This window comes from Bradyrhizobium sp. (assembly GCF_004799405.1).
Classification (GTDB): Bacteria; Pseudomonadota; Alphaproteobacteria; order Rhizobiales; family Xanthobacteraceae; genus Bradyrhizobium.
The window spans coordinates 12,815-31,239 of record NZ_SSMW01000032.1 but is presented as its reverse complement, the minus strand read 5'-3'; the positions used below and the strand labels follow the sequence as shown (position 1 = coordinate 31,239).

At 63.1% G+C, this 18,425-nt stretch carries 15 protein-coding genes and 1 pseudogene; 8 read left to right on the top strand and 8 right to left on the bottom strand.

The features are described from left to right. A pseudogene (locus E7813_RS05845) lies at nucleotides 1-201 on the bottom strand (glycosyltransferase); the annotation flags it as partial. A 108-nt stretch (nucleotides 202-309) separates the two neighbouring features. Between E7813_RS05845 and E7813_RS05840 the strand changes: the two are divergent. From E7813_RS05840 to E7813_RS05830, 3 genes are all read left to right on the top strand, one after another. Continuing rightward, a complete protein-coding gene (locus tag E7813_RS05840) occupies nucleotides 310-2,046 on the top strand; it encodes an adenylate/guanylate cyclase domain-containing protein (RefSeq protein ID WP_291571787.1) in 1,737 nt (578 codons plus the stop codon). Nucleotides 2,047-2,195: 149 nt separating this feature from the next. Continuing rightward, entirely contained in the window at nucleotides 2,196-3,395 is a 1,200-nt protein-coding gene (locus tag E7813_RS05835; protein ID WP_291571785.1) for a molybdopterin-dependent oxidoreductase, read from the top strand. 11 nt (nucleotides 3,396-3,406) lie between these two features. Further along, entirely contained in the window at nucleotides 3,407-3,706 is a 300-nt protein-coding gene (locus tag E7813_RS05830; RefSeq protein WP_291571783.1) for a cytochrome c, read from the top strand. Nucleotides 3,707-3,775: 69 nt separating this feature from the next. On the opposite strand, the gene E7813_RS05825 is transcribed toward E7813_RS05830, so the two are convergent. Continuing rightward, nucleotides 3,776-4,225: a hypothetical protein gene (locus E7813_RS05825; RefSeq protein ID WP_291571781.1), complete on the bottom strand. Its 450-nt coding sequence runs from the start codon at nucleotides 4,223-4,225 to the stop codon at nucleotides 3,776-3,778. 189 nt (nucleotides 4,226-4,414) lie between these two features. Between E7813_RS05825 and E7813_RS05820 the strand changes: the two genes are divergently transcribed. The 4 genes from E7813_RS05820 to E7813_RS05805 all read left to right on the top strand — a co-directional run bounded on the left by E7813_RS05820 (nucleotide 4,415) and on the right by E7813_RS05805 (nucleotide 10,767). Then, entirely contained in the window at nucleotides 4,415-5,551 is a 1,137-nt protein-coding gene (locus tag E7813_RS05820; protein WP_291571779.1) for an OpgC domain-containing protein, read from the top strand. A gap of 313 nt (nucleotides 5,552-5,864) precedes the next feature. Beyond that, entirely contained in the window at nucleotides 5,865-6,065 is a 201-nt protein-coding gene (locus E7813_RS05815) for a cold-shock protein (RefSeq protein ID WP_079600225.1), read from the top strand. 332 nt (nucleotides 6,066-6,397) lie between these two features. Further along, nucleotides 6,398-9,412: a bifunctional proline dehydrogenase/L-glutamate gamma-semialdehyde dehydrogenase PutA gene (gene putA, locus E7813_RS05810; protein ID WP_291571775.1), complete on the top strand. Its 3,015-nt coding sequence runs from the start codon at nucleotides 6,398-6,400 to the stop codon at nucleotides 9,410-9,412. A gap of 149 nt (nucleotides 9,413-9,561) precedes the next feature. Then, the gene (locus tag E7813_RS05805) at nucleotides 9,562-10,767 is read left to right on the top strand and encodes a CoA transferase (RefSeq protein ID WP_291571773.1); all 1,206 of its coding nucleotides are present in this window, start codon (nucleotides 9,562-9,564) and stop codon (nucleotides 10,765-10,767) included. Here the strand turns inward: E7813_RS05805 and E7813_RS05800 are convergent. From E7813_RS05800 to E7813_RS05780, 5 genes are all read right to left on the bottom strand, one after another. Then, a complete protein-coding gene (locus tag E7813_RS05800; protein WP_291571771.1) occupies nucleotides 10,764-10,928 on the bottom strand; it encodes a hypothetical protein in 165 nt (54 codons plus the stop codon). The genes E7813_RS05805 and E7813_RS05800 overlap by 4 nt on opposite strands. Nucleotides 10,929-11,060: 132 nt before the next feature. After that, nucleotides 11,061-12,467 (bottom strand): MFS transporter, encoded by a 1,407-nt coding sequence (locus E7813_RS05795; protein ID WP_291571769.1) that lies wholly within the window; start codon nucleotides 12,465-12,467, stop codon nucleotides 11,061-11,063. Nucleotides 12,468-12,513: 46 nt separating this feature from the next. Next, nucleotides 12,514-13,749, bottom strand: a complete 1,236-nt coding sequence (locus tag E7813_RS05790) for a flavin-dependent oxidoreductase (RefSeq protein ID WP_291571767.1) — start codon at nucleotides 13,747-13,749, stop codon at nucleotides 12,514-12,516. A 97-nt stretch (nucleotides 13,750-13,846) separates the two neighbouring features. Continuing rightward, nucleotides 13,847-15,427 carry a hypothetical protein gene (locus tag E7813_RS05785; RefSeq protein WP_291571764.1) on the bottom strand — a complete coding sequence of 527 codons (1,581 nt, stop codon included), beginning with the start codon at nucleotides 15,425-15,427 and terminating at the stop codon, nucleotides 13,847-13,849. Nucleotides 15,428-15,526: 99 nt separating this feature from the next. Then, the gene (locus E7813_RS05780) at nucleotides 15,527-16,522 is read right to left on the bottom strand and encodes a hypothetical protein (protein ID WP_291571762.1); all 996 of its coding nucleotides are present in this window, start codon (nucleotides 16,520-16,522) and stop codon (nucleotides 15,527-15,529) included. Between the two features lie 198 nt (nucleotides 16,523-16,720). Between E7813_RS05780 and E7813_RS05775 the strand changes: the two genes are divergently transcribed. Continuing rightward, nucleotides 16,721-17,332 (top strand): glutathione S-transferase, encoded by a 612-nt coding sequence (locus E7813_RS05775; protein ID WP_291571760.1) that lies wholly within the window; start codon nucleotides 16,721-16,723, stop codon nucleotides 17,330-17,332. A 52-nt stretch (nucleotides 17,333-17,384) separates the two neighbouring features. On the opposite strand, the gene E7813_RS05770 is transcribed toward E7813_RS05775, so the two are convergent. Beyond that, nucleotides 17,385-17,906: a hypothetical protein gene (locus tag E7813_RS05770; protein WP_291571758.1), complete on the bottom strand. Its 522-nt coding sequence runs from the start codon at nucleotides 17,904-17,906 to the stop codon at nucleotides 17,385-17,387. Nucleotides 17,907-18,425: the final 519 nt, after the last annotated feature.

Here is an 18,425-nt window from a genome sequence, read left to right as displayed (position 1 = left end):
CATCGGCGGATGATCGAGGAAGGAAAGCACGTTCTCCTTCGACCAGGTCCAGTAATAGGCCTCGTCGGTGCGCAGATCGAGCAGGCTGGCGTAAACCACCCGCAGCGCCGTCATCGCGGCAATCAGGACGACGGCTGCCGTCAACTGCCGGAAGGCAGAACTGTCCGGTTTGGCGCCGGTATCGGGCAAGGCAATCGTCACGACGCTTTCTCCCCAACTCCGATTGGGGTGTCAACTTGCCGCGACGCTCGGATGGTCATGAGCCGAGTTAAACTCTAATATTGGCCGAGCCCACCCCGCCGGAATCACATGGCCGAGCCCATCCACACCCGATTGACGAAATTCGCCCACGGCGTCGGCGTCCGCCAGATCCGGATTGGCTGCGGGCTGGTGCTGTTCGCCTACCTGGTCAGTCATTTCCTCAACCACGCGCTCGGCAACATTTCGATGGATGCGCTGGCGACCGGCGTCCATTACCACACCCTGTTCTGGCAATTTCCGCCGGTCGGAATCATGTTCTATGCCGCAGCCCTGGTTCATTCCGGCCTCGGGGTCTGGGCACTGTATGCGCGCCGGCAATTCCGCTGGAAGGCGATCGAGCCCCTGCAGCTCGTGCTCGGCCTCAGCATCCCGGCGCTGATCATCGCCCACATCGCCGGCGTGCGGCTCGGCCAGGCGCTCTATGGGCAGCAGAAGCTCTATCCGCAGGTGTTTTACGCGTACTGGATCGTATGGCCCTACAAGATGTGGCTGATGTACGCGGTCCTGCTCATCGCATGGGTGCACGGCTGCATCGGACTTTATTTCTGGCTGCGGATGAAGGCGTTCTACAAGCGCGCGGCGCCGTTCCTGCTGGCCGCGGCGGTCCTGATTCCGACGGTAGCGATGCTCGGCCTCTATCAGGGCGGCCGGGCCGTGGTCGATGACAGCGACAGCGCCGAATGGCAAGCCGCCAACCTTTCGCAACGCCAGGTCGGCACCACGGCTCAACAGGACGTGCTGGAAGATATCGTCGACTATTTCCTGATCGGTTATCTCGGCCTGATCGGCCTGGTGTTGCTGGCAAGGGGCGTGCGCGCGATGGTCGAGCGCCGCGGCGGCATGATCAGCCTTTCCTATGGCAACGGCCGGACGGTTCGCGTGCCCAGGGGTTTGAGCGTGCTCGAAGCAAGCCTGCGCTATCAAGTCCCGCATGCCAGCGTGTGCGGCGGCCGCGCCCGCTGTTCCACCTGCCGCATTCGCGTGATCGGCGACTGCACCGCATTGCCGGAGCCGTCCAAGCGCGAGGCGTTCGTGCTCAACCGGGTCGGCGCGACCGACCCGTCGATCCGCCTCGCCTGCCAGTTGCGGCCGACCGCCGACCTGTCGTTTTTCCAGCTCTTCATGCCGCACGCGATGTCGGCGAACGCACACGCCTCGCAGCCGCACCGCATCGGCCAGGAGCGCTATCTCGTCAGCATGTTCGTGGACATGCGCGGCTCGACCAAGCTTGCCGAACACCGGCTGCCGTTCGATACCGTCTTCATCGTCAACCGCTTCCTCGGCGCGGTGTCGCAGGCCGTCATCGCATGCGGCGGCCAGCCCAACCAGTTCGTCGGCGACGGACAATTGGCGCTGTTCGGGCTTCAAACCAGCCCGCAAACCGCCTGCCGCCAGGCGCTGCGGGCGGCGGCAATGATCGCCGTCAATATCGACGAACTGAATCAATTCCTGGCGCACGACTTGCGCGAGCCGATCCGCTTCGGCATCGGCATTCACGGCGGCGAAGTCATCATCGGCGACATCGGCTATCGCGACCACATGGTGTTCACCGCCCTCGGGGATGCGGTCAACGTTGCCGCGCGGCTGCAAGACATGACCAAGAATCTCGCCTGCGAAGCGGTCCTTTCGGAAGAAGTCCGCATCACGGCGGGTCTTGCGGCCGAGAGCCTGCCGCGGCAGGAAGTCGCGATCCGTGGACGCAATGAGCCGATGATCGTCCGCTCGGTCACTGACGCGCGGACATTGGCGGCGCTGGTCGACAGCGTGGAAGTCGCCGCGGCTTAGCGCCAACGCCTTTGAACGGCGATCTCCTCCATTGCTGCATCGCAGCCACTCCGAAAGCATAAATTGACTTAAGTTTTTCCGATGCGACACTCGCGCATCTGAGTCCGGTGGCGACCGGCCTCGACAAAAAAAGCTTCGGAGGAAGCCCTATGCTCGACAGACGAGAGATGATGAAGCGCGCCGGCATGGCGGCGCTTGCGACAGGTTTCGGTTCGGTCAAGGCGCTCGCGCTCGACACCGAGACTCTACCGTTCGATAACGGCGAACGGCCGCTGGTGAAATACCCGCAGAAGCGCACGATGATCGGCCTGACCAGCCGGCCGCCGCAGCTCGAGACGCCATTTTCGATCTTCAACGACGGCCCGATTACGCCGAACAACGCGTTTTTCGTCCGCTACCACCTGGCGGACGTGCCGCTCAACATCGATCCGGACAAGTTCACGCTCGAGATCAAGGGCAAGGTCGATCATCCCCTGAAACTGTCGCTGAAGGACATCAGGAAACTTCCGGCGGTCGAACTCGTCGCGGTCAATCAATGCTCGGGCAACAGCCGCGCACTGTTCAGCCCGCGCGTGGCCGGCGGCCAGCTGGGCAACGGCGCGATGGGCAATGCGCGCTGGCACGGCGTGCCGCTCAAGACCGTGCTCGACCAGGCCGGCGTGCAGCAGGGCGCGAAACAGGTCACCTTCAACGGAATGGACGGACCGGTCAGCGACCGCACGCCGGACTTCGTCAAGGCGCTCGATATCGACCACGCCCGCGACGGCGAAGTGATGCTGGCCTATGGCATGAACGGCGAGGACCTTCCGGTTCTCAACGGCTTCCCGCTTCGCCTCATCGTGCCCGGCTATTACGGCACCTATTGGGTGAAGCATCTCAACGAGATCACCGTGATCGACAGCGTGTTCGACGGGTTCTGGATGAAATCCGCCTATCGCATCCCCGACAATGCATGCCATTGCGTCGAGCCCGGCACGGCGCCGACGGCGACGATCCCGATCAACCGTTTCAACGTCCGCTCCTTCATCACCAGCGTGGCCGACGGCGCCAAACTGAAGCCGGGCACAACGACGCTGAAGGGAATAGCGTTCGACGGCGGCAAGGGCATCAAGGAAGTCGCAGTCTCAACCGACGGCGGCAAGACCTGGACACCGGCCAGGCTCGGCAAGGATCTTGGGAAATATTCGTTCCGCGAATGGAAGCTGCCGGTCAAGCTCACGGCGGGCGCCTACGAACTCAAGGTTCGCGCCACCAACAATGCCGGCGACACCCAGCCGGCCGACCCGTCGTGGAATCCGCCCGGCTATATGCGCAACGTCATCGAAACCGTTCGCGTCACCGCGGCGTGAGGAGCACAGCCATGACACGTTATTTCTTCCTCGCGCTTCTGCTCGCAGTCGGCCCGGCAAATGCCGCGCCGGTCTCCTATACGCTGCCGGATGAAACCGCGGCGTTCAAGCCCGGACCGAACCTCGATGTGGTGCAGAACAATTGCACCGCCTGTCACTCCGCGGACTATATCAAGACGCAGCCGCAGGGGCCGAAGTTCAAGAAAGACTTCTGGCAGGCCGAAGTGACCAAGATGATCAAGGTCTATGGCGCGCCGATCGAGGACGCCGATGTCGGCAAGATCGTCGATTATCTCGCCGCCACATATTAGGCAGCCAAAATCACCCAGCCAAACTAAAAGAGGCGCCCCGCATCGGGGCGCCTCTTGTTTAAAGATCGCTTATTGGCAGATGTGCCGGCGGCCGTCGGCACCCCTGAACCACGTTCCGGGCTGACAGACAAAGCCGTTCGGATCGTTGTAGTAGCCGTCATCGTAGCCGTTGTCATAGGCATAGGAATCGCCGTAGTAGCCGTAGGCTCCGCCCAATAGCGCGCCTGCGGCCAAGCCGACCCCAATCCCCGGTCCGTAACCGCCGCCACGGTATCCGTGTCCGCGATCCGCGAACTGAGGTGCAGTGCGGCCTGCGAACTGAGGTGCAGCGCGACCCGAGAACTGAGGTCCAGCGCGACCCGAGAACTGAGGTCCAGCGCCGGCGTGCATAGCGCCAACACCGGCGCCCATGTGGACACCGCTGCCGGCGCCCATTTCGCGTGCGAGCGCAGGCGATGCCGTTGCCAGTGCCAGTGCAGCGGCAACACAGATCGCGCCCAAAGCCTTAAATTTGGTCATGTTATTTCTCCATTCGTATTCGTGTTCATGGAGAGGCAACGGGAGGTTCACTGGATAGTTCCGGGATAATCCCCAAATGACGAAAGTTTCATTTTTGCGCAAGGCAAAGTGAGTTGCTCCACAACAGCGACCGGCGGCAATGATGGCTGATAGAGAAACCTCCCGAATCGACTGCATGAAACCGCATCCATGGACACCCAAATTATTCTCGCGGAAAAGGGACGCGATATCAGGCTCGATCTGTTTCTGGGAATCGCCAACTGGTTCATCTTTCTCGATCACATTCCCGACAATGAGGTGAACTGGATCACGATCCGAAACTATGGATTTAGCGGCGCCGCCGAGTGGTTCGTCTTCATTTCCGGCTATATCGCGGCCATCGTCTACGCCAGGATGACGCTGGAACGCGGCTTCGTCGTCGGAGCGACCCGGATCTTCAAGCGCGTCTGGCAACTTTACGCCGCCTATATCGTCTTGTTCATCATCTACATCGTCACCATCGGGGACGTCGCGACCCAATACGCGGCACCCGACATTATCTATGAATTCAACGTGGCCGGCCTGGTCGATCATCCGATCCGGACCGTGGGCCACGGACTGGCGCTGCAATCCAGGGCGCGGAACCTCGACCTGCTGCAGCTTTATATCGTGCTGATGGGGGCTTTCGCACCGGTGTTGTGGGCGATGCTGCGCAGGCCCGGCCTGACGATGGCCGGATCCATTGCGCTGTATTTTGCCGCGCGACAATTCGGCTGGACCTTGTCGTCGTTTCCGGATGGCAGCTGGTATTTCAATCCATTCTGCTGGCAGCTGCTTTTTGTGTTCGGCGCCTGGCTCGCGCTCGGCGGGGCCAGAAGATTTCGCTCCATTTCCAGCTCACCGATTCCGGTCTATCTCGGCATCGCGTATCTGGTGTTTGCTTTTGCGATGACGATGGCGGGGCGCTTCCCGGCGGTCGCCGGCATCGTTCCGCCATGGCTGTTCGACGCGTTCAATCCCAACGACAAGACCAATCTCGCCCCCTATCGCGTTCTGCATTTCATCGTCACCGCCTATCTGGTGGCGCGATTTGTGCCGAAAGACTGGCACGGGCTGGACTGGCCGGTCTTCAGGCCGCTGATCGTATGCGGCGAACAATCGCTCGCGGTATTTTGCGTCGGGGTCTTCATGTCGTTCGCCGGCCATTTCGCGCTGATAACGGGTTCGGGTTCGCTGATGGCGCAGGTTTTCGTCAGCACGACCGGCATCGCCGCGATGACGCTGGTCGCCTACGGTATCTCATGGTCCCGGCAACAGGACGCGCTGCTGCCAAGCCGGGCATCCTGAGCGGGATCGCGCCGGTCGTCTTTGGCCGGAAACGGACCTCGTGCGCCCGCACCCGCCGAGACAGGCGGAACCGGGCTTCCGGCTCGATCGAGCTGGAACAGACCGCGGGTTTGCGAGTCGTTTGTGCTTCAAACGATCGTGAAACGGGGAAAACAGGCGAATGTGGCGTGATATCGATCGTTTTCCGCCGAAATCCCGATGTCGTTAGAGCTATCAAGCGCGCTCCATACCGCGTATCGTATGCTCGTCGGGCATGGCCGGTTTGCGGGGACCGGCGGTTCGTTATTGTTTTTGATCCTGCGGAGACGACGTGATGGCTAAAGGTACTGTGAAGTGGTTCAACGCGACCAAGGGTTTTGGATTTATCCAGCCCTCTAGTGGTGGCAAAGACGTTTTCGTTCATATTTCGGCGGTCGAGAAAGCTGGTCTTTCAACGCTCAACGAAGGGCAGACGGTAGAGTACGAAGAGGTTGCCAATCGCGGCAAGACCTCGGCCGAGAACCTCAAGGTTTAACGCCAACAACGCGGTCGATAACAGCGCACTCTCGGACGCAATCTGGGAGTGAGGCTTTCAGCAAGACCTCAAAAAAACCGGTGTTTGTCGAGCAGGAGTGGCCGCACTCTTGCGCGTAGTCGATTCGACGCAGCAGGCGTTGGTTCGATCGCTCGATCTTCCTTGACGATTTTTCAGCCGTCCTGACCACCCGAGTCGCATCTCTGCCCGATCGTGCCGGCGTCCCCTATGATATCCGGGCTGGCCCCGCCTTTGCTGCAGCACCTGCAGCAGGCTGGTAGTATCGTGGGCGGTAGCCAGATTCTCTCGACATGGGAACCTGCAGGGCGCCCATGAAGTCCGATCCCTCACCGCTTCCGCCGTTCAATGCGCCCTACGCACCGGACGATCGCGCCATCGCGGCCCGGCTGCTCGAAACCGCAAGCCTGAGCGCCGAACAAGACCGGCGGATCGACGCCACGGCGACGCGCCTGATCGACGCCATTCGTTCAAGCGACGACCGGCTGGGCGGCATCGAGGACATGCTTCGCGAATTCGCGCTCTCCACCCGAGAGGGCCTCGCGCTGATGGTGCTGGCGGAAGCCCTGCTGCGCGTGCCTGACGCCCGCACCGCCGACCAGTTCATCGAGGACAAGCTCGGCCAGGGCGACTTCGTTCACCACGAAACCAAGTCCAGCGCGTTTCTGGTCAATGCGTCGGCATGGGCGCTGGGGGTGTCGGCGCGGGTGATTCAACCGGGCGAAACCCCGCAGGGCACGATCGGGAGGCTGGCAAAACGATTGGGCGTTCCGGCGGTGCGCGCAGCCACCAGGCAGGCGATGCGGCTGATGGGCAGCCACTTCGTGCTGGGCGAGACCATCGAGGCAGCGCTGGCACGGGCGCATTCAGGAGAATCATCGCGCTATTCCTTCGACATGCTCGGGGAAGGCGCGCGCACCGCCGGCGACGCGCATCGTTACTTCGATTCCTACGCGCGCGCGATTGACTCGATCGGCCGCACCGCCGATGACCGGCCGCTGCCCGACCGGCCCGGCATCTCGGTCAAGCTCTCCGCGCTGCATCCGCGCTTCGAAGCGCTAAGCCACCGGCGGGTGATGTCCGAACTGGTTCCGCGGCTGATCGATCTGGCGCAACAGGCAAAGACCTACGAGCTGAATTTCACCGTCGATGCCGAGGAAGCGGACCGGCTGGAGCTGTCGCTGGAGGTGATCGCAGCGGTGTTCGGCGACGCCTCGCTCGCAGGCTGGGACGGCTTTGGTCTTGCGATCCAGGCCTACCAGAAGCGCGCCGAGGCGGTCATCGACTACATCGACGGCCTCGCTCGGGCGCTGAACCGGCGCATGATGGTGCGGCTGGTCAAGGGCGCCTATTGGGACACCGAGATCAAGCGTGCGCAGGAACGCGGCCTTGACGGCTATCCGGTGTTCACCAGGAAAGCGATGACCGACCTGAACTACGTCGGCTGCGCGCGGAAATTATTGACGCTGCGGCCGCGCCTTTTTCCGCAATTCGCCACCCATAATGCGCTCGATGTCGCGACCGTTCTCGAACTTGGCGGCGGTGAAAGCGGATTCGAATTTCAACGCCTGCACGGCATGGGCGAGGCGCTGTATGCGCAATTGAGCCAGGACCGTCCGAAACTGGCCTATCGAACCTATGCGCCGGTCGGCAGTCATCGCGATCTTTTGGCCTATCTGGTGCGGCGTCTCTTGGAGAATGGCGCCAATTCGTCGTTCGTGGCGCTCGCCGCCGACGACGCGGTGCCGGTGGCAGCGCTGTTGCGGCGTCCGGCGGACATCATCGGCGGCGCCGCCGACGCACGGCATCCCGGCATTCCATTGCCGCCCGATCTGTTTCTGCCAAAACGCCGGAATTCACGCGGCATCGAATTCGGCGAGCGCGCTGCGCTGAACCAACTGCTATCGGCCGTTGCGGCGAGCAGCCCCAACGTCGATGCCGTGGTCGGCGCAAATCCGGCGCGTGCGGGCGAGGCCATGATGGCCGCGCGCGAGGGATTCACGAGCTGGAGCCGGACGCCGGCCTCGACGCGCGCGGCCATCCTGGAAAAGGCGGCCGAGCTGCTCGAACAGAAGCGCGCGCATTTCATCGCGCTGTTGCAACGCGAAGGCGGCAAGACGCTCGATGACGCGCTTTCGGAAGTCCGCGAGGCCGCCGATTTCTGCCGCTATTACGCCGCGCAGGGACGCGCGCTGTTCGGCGACGGCGAAACGATGCCAGGACCCACCGGCGAGAGCAATATCTTGCGGCTGCGCGGCCGCGGCGTTTTCGTCGCGATCTCGCCGTGGAATTTTCCACTGGCGATCTTCACCGGGCAAGTGACGGCGGCGTTGATGGCAGGCAATGCTGTCGTCGCCAAACCCGCCGAGCAAACCCCGCTGATCGCCGCGGAGGCGGTCCGGTTGCTGCATGAGGCCGGCGTACCCGCTTCCGCGCTGCACCTGATGCAAGGCGACGGCGATATCGGCGCCGCGTTGGTGGCGCACCCCGACGTCGCCGGCGTGGTCTTTACCGGCTCGACCGAGGTCGCACGATCGATCAATCGCACGCTGGCCGCCAAGGACGGTGCGGTCGTGCCGCTGATCGCCGAAACCGGCGGCATCAACGCCATGATTGTCGATGCCACCGCGCTGCCCGAGCAGGTGGCCGACGATGTCGTGACCTCGGCATTCCGCTCGGCCGGCCAGCGCTGCTCGGCGCTGCGGCTGTTGTTCATTCAGGACGACGTCGCCGACCGCATGATCGAGATCATTGCCGGCGCGGCGCGCGAGCTCCAGGTCGGCGACCAGCGCGACTTGGATACTCAGGTCGGGCCGGTGATCGATGCCGAGGCGAAACAAAGACTGGACGCGCATATCGCGCGCATGAAGAACCAGGCTCGCCTGCATTTTGCGGGGATTGCTCCCGACGGCAATTACGTCGCGCCGCACATCTTCGAATTATCCGGCGCCGATCAACTGACGGGGGAAGTGTTCGGGCCGGTCCTGCATGTGGTGCGCTATCCCGCCGAACAGCTCGAGCGCGTGCTGCAATCGATCGAGCGCAGCGGCTACGGCTTGACGCTCGGCATCCATTCGCGCATCGACGATACGGTCGAGGCCGTGATCGAACGGCTCCCGGTCGGCAATGTCTATGTCAACCGCAACATGATCGGGGCGGTGGTCGGGGTGCAGCCGTTCGGCGGCCATGGACTGTCGGGCACGGGACCCAAGGCCGGCGGGCCGCATTACCTCGCACGCTTTGCGACCGAACAGACCGTCACCGTCAATACGGCCGCGGCCGGGGGCAATGCCGCGCTGATGTCGGGTGAGGGTGATACGTCATCCTGAGGTGCGAGCCGCAAGCGCTCGCACCTCAGGATGACGGCGTTGCTGGAGACACCTGCAGTTTCAGCCGTTGCATCGCGCCGCCAACATCGGTCAAATGCGCCGGTAATCCGGTTGCAAGACCAACAAAAACGCGGGGGAGCGACGCCACCATGGAAAAGGGCATCTTCGAAGGCCTCAAGGTTCTCGACTGCGCGAGTTTCATCGCAGCGCCCGCGGCCGCAACGGTGCTGGCGGATTTCGGCGCCGAGGTGATCAAGATCGAGCCGCCGGTCACCGGCGATCCCTATCGGCACCTGCCGAACCTGCCGGGATATCCGGTCAGTCCGCACAATTTCGCGTGGATGCTGGAGTCCCGCAACAAGCGAAGCCTCGCGCTCGACCTCTCCAGGCCGGAAGGCCAGGCCGTGCTGCATCGGCTGGCCGGCGGAGCGGACGTTTTCATCACCAATTTTCCGCCCCAGGTGCGGGCCCGGCTCGGACTGACCTACGCCAAATTGGCGCCGCTCAATGAGCGGCTGATCTATGCGTCGTTCACCGGCTACGGCGAAAAGGGCGACGAGGCCAACAAGCCGGGTTTCGACAGCAACGCCTATTGGGCGCGCTCCGGCCTGATGGACCTGGTGCGCGCCGATACCAACGTAGCTCCGGCGCGCTCGGTCGCCGGCATGGGCGACCACCCCTGCGCCATGGCGCTGTACGGCGCCATCGTCACGGCGCTCTACAAGCGCGAGCGCACCGGCAAGGGATCGCACGTCCGGTCGAACCTGATGGCCAACGGCATCTGGGCTAACGGCATCCTCGCGCAAGCCAAGCTATGCGGCGCAAAATTCGGCGAGCGGCGCCCTCGCGAGCGCGCGCTGAACGCGGTGACCAATCATTATAAATGCAAGGATGGTCGCTGGATCATGCTGTCGCTGCTCAGCGAGGACCGGCAGTGGCCGACGCTGGCGCGCTGCCTCGGCCGCGAGGATTTGATTACGGATGCGAGATTTGCCACCAGGGCCGACCGCCATGCGCGATCGGTGGAACTGATCAAGATCTTCGACCAGATCTTCATCACCAGGGATCTGGCCGAATGGCGCCGGATCCTCGACGGCAATGGCCTGGTGTTCGGCGTGGTCGGCATTCTCGACGACATTCCGAACGACAAGCAGATGCTGGAGAACGAGGTGCTGGTGCCGTTCGAGAACGACACCATGCTGACTGTCAACAGCCCGATCTGGGTCGACGGCAGCGACAAGATCCCGCCGCGGCATCCGCCGGGGATCGGCGAGCACAGCGATGCGGTGTTGCGCGAGGCCGGCTATGACGAGGCCGCGATCGCGCAATTGCGGGCGTCCGGCGCGGTGGCCTAGTTGTTGTGGGTCAAGACCCAGCCGACGGAGATAAGCCCGATGATGACGGCGAGCGCGATCGCCCAGCTGCTGACGCGAATGTCGCTGACGGTTTGCCGGGTCGCTTCGTTCTGCGCGATCTCGCGATTGCGCGCCTTGTTCTTTTTGTCCGCATCGCTCATCGCCGGCCTCCCGCAGCGTTCGCAGCCTAGAGCCATTTCCGTTCCGATGGAATCGGAACGGAGCTCTGATTCTTGTTTTGACGCGTTTTCTTCACGCGAACCGGTGTCCACTTCGCTCGAAAACGCTCTAGCCTAGGCTCCAGCCGTCGTCGATGGATGCAACGTCGCCTCAAATGCCGGTTGCCCGGCCGCGGTCTTGCCGCTTCCTCCCATGCCGGCGAGCCGGCTCAGCCAAAACGCCGCCAGCGTCGCGCACAAAGCGGCGGCAGCGGCGCACATGAAGACCGACGCCGTGCTCCACTTCATGCTCAGCAGCAAACCGCCGACCAAAGGCCCGACGATCGAGCCGACCCGGCCGACCCCGAGCGCCCAGCCGACGCCGGTGGCCCGCACGGCGGTCGGATAGAACCCCGCGGCCAGCGCGTTGGCGGCGATCTGGCCGCCGACGACGCAGAAACCCGCCGCGAAAATCGCCAGCGAGACGAAGATAACGGAGTGGCCGAGCTGGCCGATCGCGGCGACCGCGAACACGGCAACGAAATACACCAGCGTCAGCGCGCGAAACGAAAAGCGGTCGATGATGCTGCCGAGCGCAAAGGTTCCGACCACGCCGCCGATCTGCAGCAACGACCCGATCAGCGCCGCCGCCGACACCGACGCGCCGAGGTCGTTGAGCACCGTGGGCAGCCAGTTCGACAGGAAGTAAATGTCGAGCAGGCTCATGAAGAACACCACCCACAACAAAAGCGTCACCAGGGTTCGTCCGTCCCGGAAAAGATGCAGTACCGGCACGCCGGCGAGCCCCGGCTCGTGCACGACGAACCGCGTCGCCGGAGCAAACCCAGCCTTCGGGTTGATCAGTCCCAGCAATTCGGCAACGCGCGCATCGGCGCGCCCGGTCAGCGCCAGGAACCGCACCGACTCCGGCAGCCGCAGCGCCAGGATCGGCGCCAGCAGCAGCGGCGCCGCACCCCCGATCACAAATACCGAACGCCAGCCGAACTGCGGAATCAAGGCGGCCGCGAGAATACCGCCGAGTGCCGCCCCCACCGAGAACCCGCAGAACATGATCATCACCATGGTGGCGCGCCGGCGCCGCGGATTGAATTCGGAGGTCATGGCGATGGCATTCGGCATCGCGCCGCCAAGACCAAGCCCGGTCAGGAACCGGATCGCAAGCAGCATTCCAAGATCGTGCACGAATGCGGTGACGAGCGCGCCGATGCCGAACGCGATGGTGGAGAAAATAATGATCTTCTTGCGCCCGATGCGGTCCGCCAGCGGTCCGAATATCAGCGCGCCGATCATCAGCCCGAACAGGCCCGCGCTAAACACCGGGCCGAGCGCGCCCTTGGTCAGGCCCCATTCTTTCGCTAGCGCGGGTGCGACAAAGCCGATGGCCTGGGTATCGAAGCCATCCAGAAACAGTACCGCCGCGCAGGTCAGCAATAGCCGGACCTGAAATCCGCCGACCGGCTGTTGATCGATAAACTCCACCACGTCGACCGGCGACGCGCCGCCATCCTGAGACACTGCCATGGTCGCATTCCCCTGAAACCTGTCGGTCATTGCGGCACGATTGCCCTCAACCGCGCAATGCGTCCTTCGAATAACCGGCGATCCGTTTGTAGCCTTCGGACAATGCGACCAGCTCGTCGCGGCTGATAACGTCGTCGATTGCGCCAAAAGGCCGGTCGTTGGTGCGCTGAAACACCTCGCGCAGGATCGCATCGGGCGGATTGGTGCGGTTGGTCAGGACGATGCGCGTGGTCGCTTCGAGGCGCTGCTTCTCGTACGACGCCAGCGCGGCGATCAGGCTTTCGTTCTCGAGCAGCGCCGAAGTCAGCGCGCGCGCATCCAGGATCGCCTGGCCGGCGCCGTTGGAGCCGCGCGGCACCATCGGATGGGCGGCGTCGCCGAGCAGCGTGATCCTGCCGAACGTCCAGCGCGGCAGCGGATCCTGGTCGACCATCGGAAATTCCAGCACACTGTCGGCGGCGCGAATGAACGCGGGCACATCGAGCCAGTCGAAATGCCAGTCGGCGAACGCCCCGATGAAATCGTCGATCGAGCCCGGCCGGTTCCAGTCGCGCTTGCGATAGGTCGGCGTCTCGATTTCGGCGACCCAGTTGATGAGCTGCAGCCCGTCCTCACCGGCATGACGGATCGGATAGATCACCATCTTGCCGTGCGACAGCCATCCCGCACGCACCATGCTGGCGCCCGACAGCATCGGCTTCCACCGCGTCACCCCGCGCCACATGTTGACGCCGGAATAACGCGGCTCGCCTTCGCCGGGGAAAAACTGCTTGCGAACCGCGGAATTGACGCCGTCGCAGGCGACCGCGACACGACCGCGCACGACGCTGCGGTTGGCGCCGCCAGGCCCGTCGGCAAGATGGACGCTGACGCCGGTCTCGTCCTGTTCGACGGCGACACAGTGACGATGGGTAACCAGCCGGTCGTGTCCGGCGCGCGCCTGGAACGCATCGAGCAACGCCATCTGCAGATCGCCGCGATGAATCGAGAATTGCGGATGCTCATAACCGGCCGCGCGTCCCAGCGGCTCCTGATAGATCAACTGGCCGAAGCGGTTGAAAAAGGTCGCGTCCCCGGTCTCGATCGCAACCCGCGCCAGCGCCGGTTCCAGACCGAGTGCCGCCAATTCTTTGGTGGCATGCGGCAGCAGGTTGATACCGACGCCGATCGGCCTGATTTCGGCGGCCGACTCGAATATCTTGCAAGGGATGCCGGCTGCCTGCAGCGCAAGCCCAAGAGTCAAGCCGCCGATGCCGGCCCCGACGATGACGATGTCGTCCATGTTCCCTTCCCGGCGCGCTTTATGAGCGATTGCCGGGATGAAACACGATTAGTAAGACCACTGTCAATCTGGCCGGGGGTGTATGCGCCGGCTGTCGCTAGCGGCCCTTGACGAAACACATTCCCATGCGGGAGGCATTGCCTATTGCCTGGCATGCTAGGCCCTCGGCGCAGGTCCACGACCTGAAACTGCGGTCGTTATCGGCGGCGTGGGCGTGCTGCAGATAGCAATGCGCGCCCCAGCCGTCCTGATATTCGGTGCCGGCCAGTTCCGTGCTGCCGCGCAATTGCGGCCGGCTGGAAAATCCCCGCGAGTAGTCCGGGGCTTTGCCGTCGCGCAACGCGGCAAGAATATCGCGACGGCGGATCTGGTCGCCGAAGAAATGCGGCGATGCCGGCACCACGGTTGAATTGTCGGGCCTGGCCGCCATCCAGTCGACGCCGGGGAAATGAAAGCCGCCGATGCCGCGGGTCTGATGGCAGCCCGAACAGGTCATGTCGCTGAGCCGGCGCTCGAAGCCGCCGAGCGAGCGGATGTTCTGCAGCGCCACGCCCAGCTTCGCAGCTTTTTCTAGGACCGCGACCACGTCGCTTTGTTTGAACACCGAATCTTTCGCGGCATCATCGCCCTCTACCAGCCCGAAGGCAGGCTGCAGAACGGATGGCGCAAATCCAACCGGGGTCGACGCGATAACGCCCGTGACCAGGAATTTATCCGGGATCAAAACGATGCCGCGATCGAATTCGCTGAAATGGACGGGATCAAGCAGCCACGCCTTGAAGTCGCGGCCGAGGTTTTCGTCCGCCAGAAGCCGCGCGCGATCGATCTGGTTCTCCAGCGGCGCTTCCGCGAAAATATCAGATGGCGCGTTGTAATGAAAAACCTTCAACAGGTAGTCGGTGCGGAAATCGCGACTGGCCGATTTCGGCGCGTGCGCGATCTGAAGGTTGGTCTCGATGCGGTCGATGCTGGCGGACGGGATCAGTTCCAGCGGACCGTCGCCGGACAGGAATTTTTCGGCAAACTCCGCGCCAGTCAGCCTGGACTCGCCGGCGGCCAGCCATCGCCCGGCGATCGCCGCGCAGGTGATCGAGCCATCGCCGCCGTCCATGACACCGTCGCCTTTGGCCTTCAGCACGACGTTCAGCGTCATCGGCAGGCGCGGCGAGACCGTTCCCTCGCCCGCCCCCGGCGCGCCGATCTGCGTCAGGCGATAGATCAGCCGGATCTCACCGCAGTTCTTTTCGGCAAGATATGCGCGGTCCATCCGGTTGACGATGCCCGCCAGCACGAAACGGGTCTGGCTTGAATAGAGCAGCGTGCGGTCGAACAGTTGAAAATCGTAAGGTTCGCCGACGCCGATGCTCTCATTGGGAAGCTCGGCCCTGTGCCTGGCGATGTATCGATCGAACTCGTCGTCGAGCGCCTTGCGCACCGGAGCCATCGACGGCGAAGCAAACAACTCGCTGTTGGTGAGCGGCGCGCTGCTCGAACGCGTCGGCAGCATGACGCGCGCAAGACTCAATCTGCCGCGATCGAGTTCGCGCAGGCTTGCGGGATCGGTGATCGCGGTGCCGCGGTCCAGCGCCGGCGCGCCCAGCGCATGGCGCGCAGGCAGAACGCCCAGGAGCAGCGTGAAGATGGCAACGGCAAGTCGCACACGCGGCTGGTATCTCATTTTCGGGAAAATAGCCGAAAAGAGAACGGGATGTCTTGTGGCAATCTGAAGACAGCCGGATCACCGCTTCACGTCGCAGTGAAGCGACGTGATGTTCAGTCAGCGCGCGACGACCAGCCCTTTGCTGGTCACGACCACCCAGCGGCCGTCCTGGCGCCTGATCGCATCGATCCAGCCGAGGCCCGGCACGGAATCGCCGGCGTAGACTTCGTAAATGCCCCGCCGGCCCTCGATCAAGGCGCCGCCATTGGCGACGTCACGCAGCACCCAGCCCTCCACCGTCGGCAGCCTGCCGACGTCGGCCTTCGGCGCAGATGCGGGTGCTACGGCGGGAGGTGAAATCGAGCCGGTGACTTCCTTTGCCGCAACCGGTGCTGCGGCGGCGACGGCTGGAGCCGCCGGCGCGGCACGCAGCTTGTCGATGGCCTCGCTGAGCTTGGCGAGCTTGACCGCGGGTTCGAGTTGCGCCTTCTCGACCTTGTCGAGGCGGTCGTTGGCCCTGTTGAACTGGGCCACGGCAAGTTTGGAGGTGTGTTCGACGCTGGCCTTCACGGCTGTCATGTCGGCATCGAGTTGGGCGACCTGCGCTTCAAGCGCGTGATTGCCGGCGGCCTGGGTCTGCTCGCCGGCGAGATGGCCGAGTGCGACCGTTGCCAGTGCACCGCCCAGCGCGCCCGTTACCGCGGCCAAGGCCACCACGGCCGCAAGTGCCGCGACCCGGCGCTTGCCGAACAGTCCGGAACCCGGTTCGGACTTCGCTTCCGCACCGGCGCCATGGCTGCCCCAAGCACGGTCGGCGGATGACATGACCAGAACCTTGCCGGGAACGCGCGGCGTCTCCGGCTTTGCAGCTTCAACTTTGGGGGTATCGACCTTGGGAACGTCCGCCTGCACGGCGTCGGCCTTGGGCGCGTCCACCTTCGCGGGTTCGGTTTCGCCCGGTTCGGGCGCCAGCGCGGGCGATTCGACGCTGGCGGTCTCGCTTGCCGCAGCCGCCACCGGCTCGCTCGACACTTCAGAGGACGCGGAAACGGCCGGCTCGGTGACGACGGGGCCGGTTTCACCGCTGGTCTGCTCGGGCTGATGTTCGCTCACGTTAAGAATCTCCAGTGGAGGTTGACCTTTTGGTAACTTTCATTGCTTGCGAAATCGTTACCGGCCGCCGGACTTACGAAAATTTTAGGAGTCGTCCGGACCGGTTTCGGCCGGCAGGGGACGTGTTTGACAAACCGGCCTGTGGCCTGTTCAAAAGCATCGACAACAATGCCGGTGCAAATGCAGGGGGAAGCATTCATGAAGCTGTACGATTCGATCGGACCGAACCCGCGGATCGTCCGCATGTTCATGGCGGAAAAGGGCATCGAAATGCCCAGGCAGACCGTCGATCTGCGCGGCGGCGAGAACCGGCAGGAGGAGCATCTGAAGCGCAACCCGCACGGCCAGATGCCGGCGCTTGAACTGGATGACGGCAGCTATCTGTCGGAGATCACCGCGATCTGCGAATATCTCGAGGAGAAAAACCCCAAGCCGGCCGTGATCGGCAGCACCGCCGAAGAGCGCGCCGAGTGCCGGATGTGGACGCGGCGGATCGATCTCAACATCGCCGAGCCGCTCGCCAACGGCTATCGCTTCGGCGAAGGCCTGAAATTTTTCCAGAAGCGTATCCCCTGCGCTCCCGAAGCTTCCCCCGGCCTGAAGTCGATCGCGGCCAACCGGCTGCAATGGCTCAACGGGCAGATGGCGGGCAAGCAATACATCTGCGGCAACCGCTTCACGCTGGCTGACATCTTGCTGTACTGCTGGCTCGATTTCGGCGGCCAGGTCGGCCAGCCGCTCGACCCCGCCAACACCAATATCGCGGCGTGGTTCGCCCGCGTCGCGGAGAGGCCGTCGGTGAAGGCGTAGGCATCTCTTTACCCTCCCCTGGAGGGGGAATTATATACTTGACAAGTACCGCTCACGGCGAGCCGGTCTGACGCACAAGCGGATGCCATACTAAGGCGCGGACTAAGATCGGAACGCCAATGACGATAGGCAACAGCCAATACGTGATTGGCGGAAGGTCTTTCCAGACCGGCAGGCTATGTCCGTTGTCCACATAAAAGGCGATCACCAGCAAGATGTAGGACGCTCCCATGCCAGCGATGTGAAGCCTTACCCAAGAGGTCCAACGTTGCTGCCGAGCCCGACGCCCCACATATGCGGACGCAAAGGCGAGCGCTCCGAGAATAAACAAATGGTAGTCCTCTGGCCAACGTACCGCCGCCAAGCTGGCCGCAGTTACAAAGACGCCAGCAAGACACCAAAAGTAAATCGTCCCGTAGCGGGGATGGCGGCCCGCACGCTTTTGACTGAGTATAGCGATAGCGCCTGTGACAATGCAGGCGAGACCTAGCGCGATATGAACGATCGCCACACTCAAAAAGATCGGATTCGTTGAGGGGACATCGATCCCCGCTAGATTCGTACCCGCGTCCATTGGCTATTTTTTCTTTGTAACCGGTTCCGGCTTCATCTTTGCCATTTGGGCCATGAGCTTATCAGCAACCGAATGCTTTTCGTCCGCGCCGATCTCGCGCGCTTTTTTCGAGGAAGGCGCGTCACTGTTCGGGGTCGTCTGCCCGTCGCGGCGGTTGGGTGTTCTTAGATAATCTAACCATCATTTCTTTTCCGTATCACTGCATTGCATTCAAATAACGGCCCATCGCTAGGGCCGATTAGGGGCGGCTTTAGCCGTCCTCTTACGCTGCCCTGCCGCCGACACTCTGCGCTCAATTTTCAAAGGCTTGGGACCACTGCGCCTCGAAAATATGACGGTGAACCATGCGCGATCAGCGCCAGTCGTTCATGCGGTCGGCTTTTCATCTTAACGTCGTCAGATATGACGACCTTGCCGCCATCGTCAGCGAACCAAGGAACGTCATCCTAGGGTCTGTAATCGTCATCTCCTGGTTTCGGCGTGTAATCAGCCGCCGCTTTGATTGTGAAGTTTCCTGAT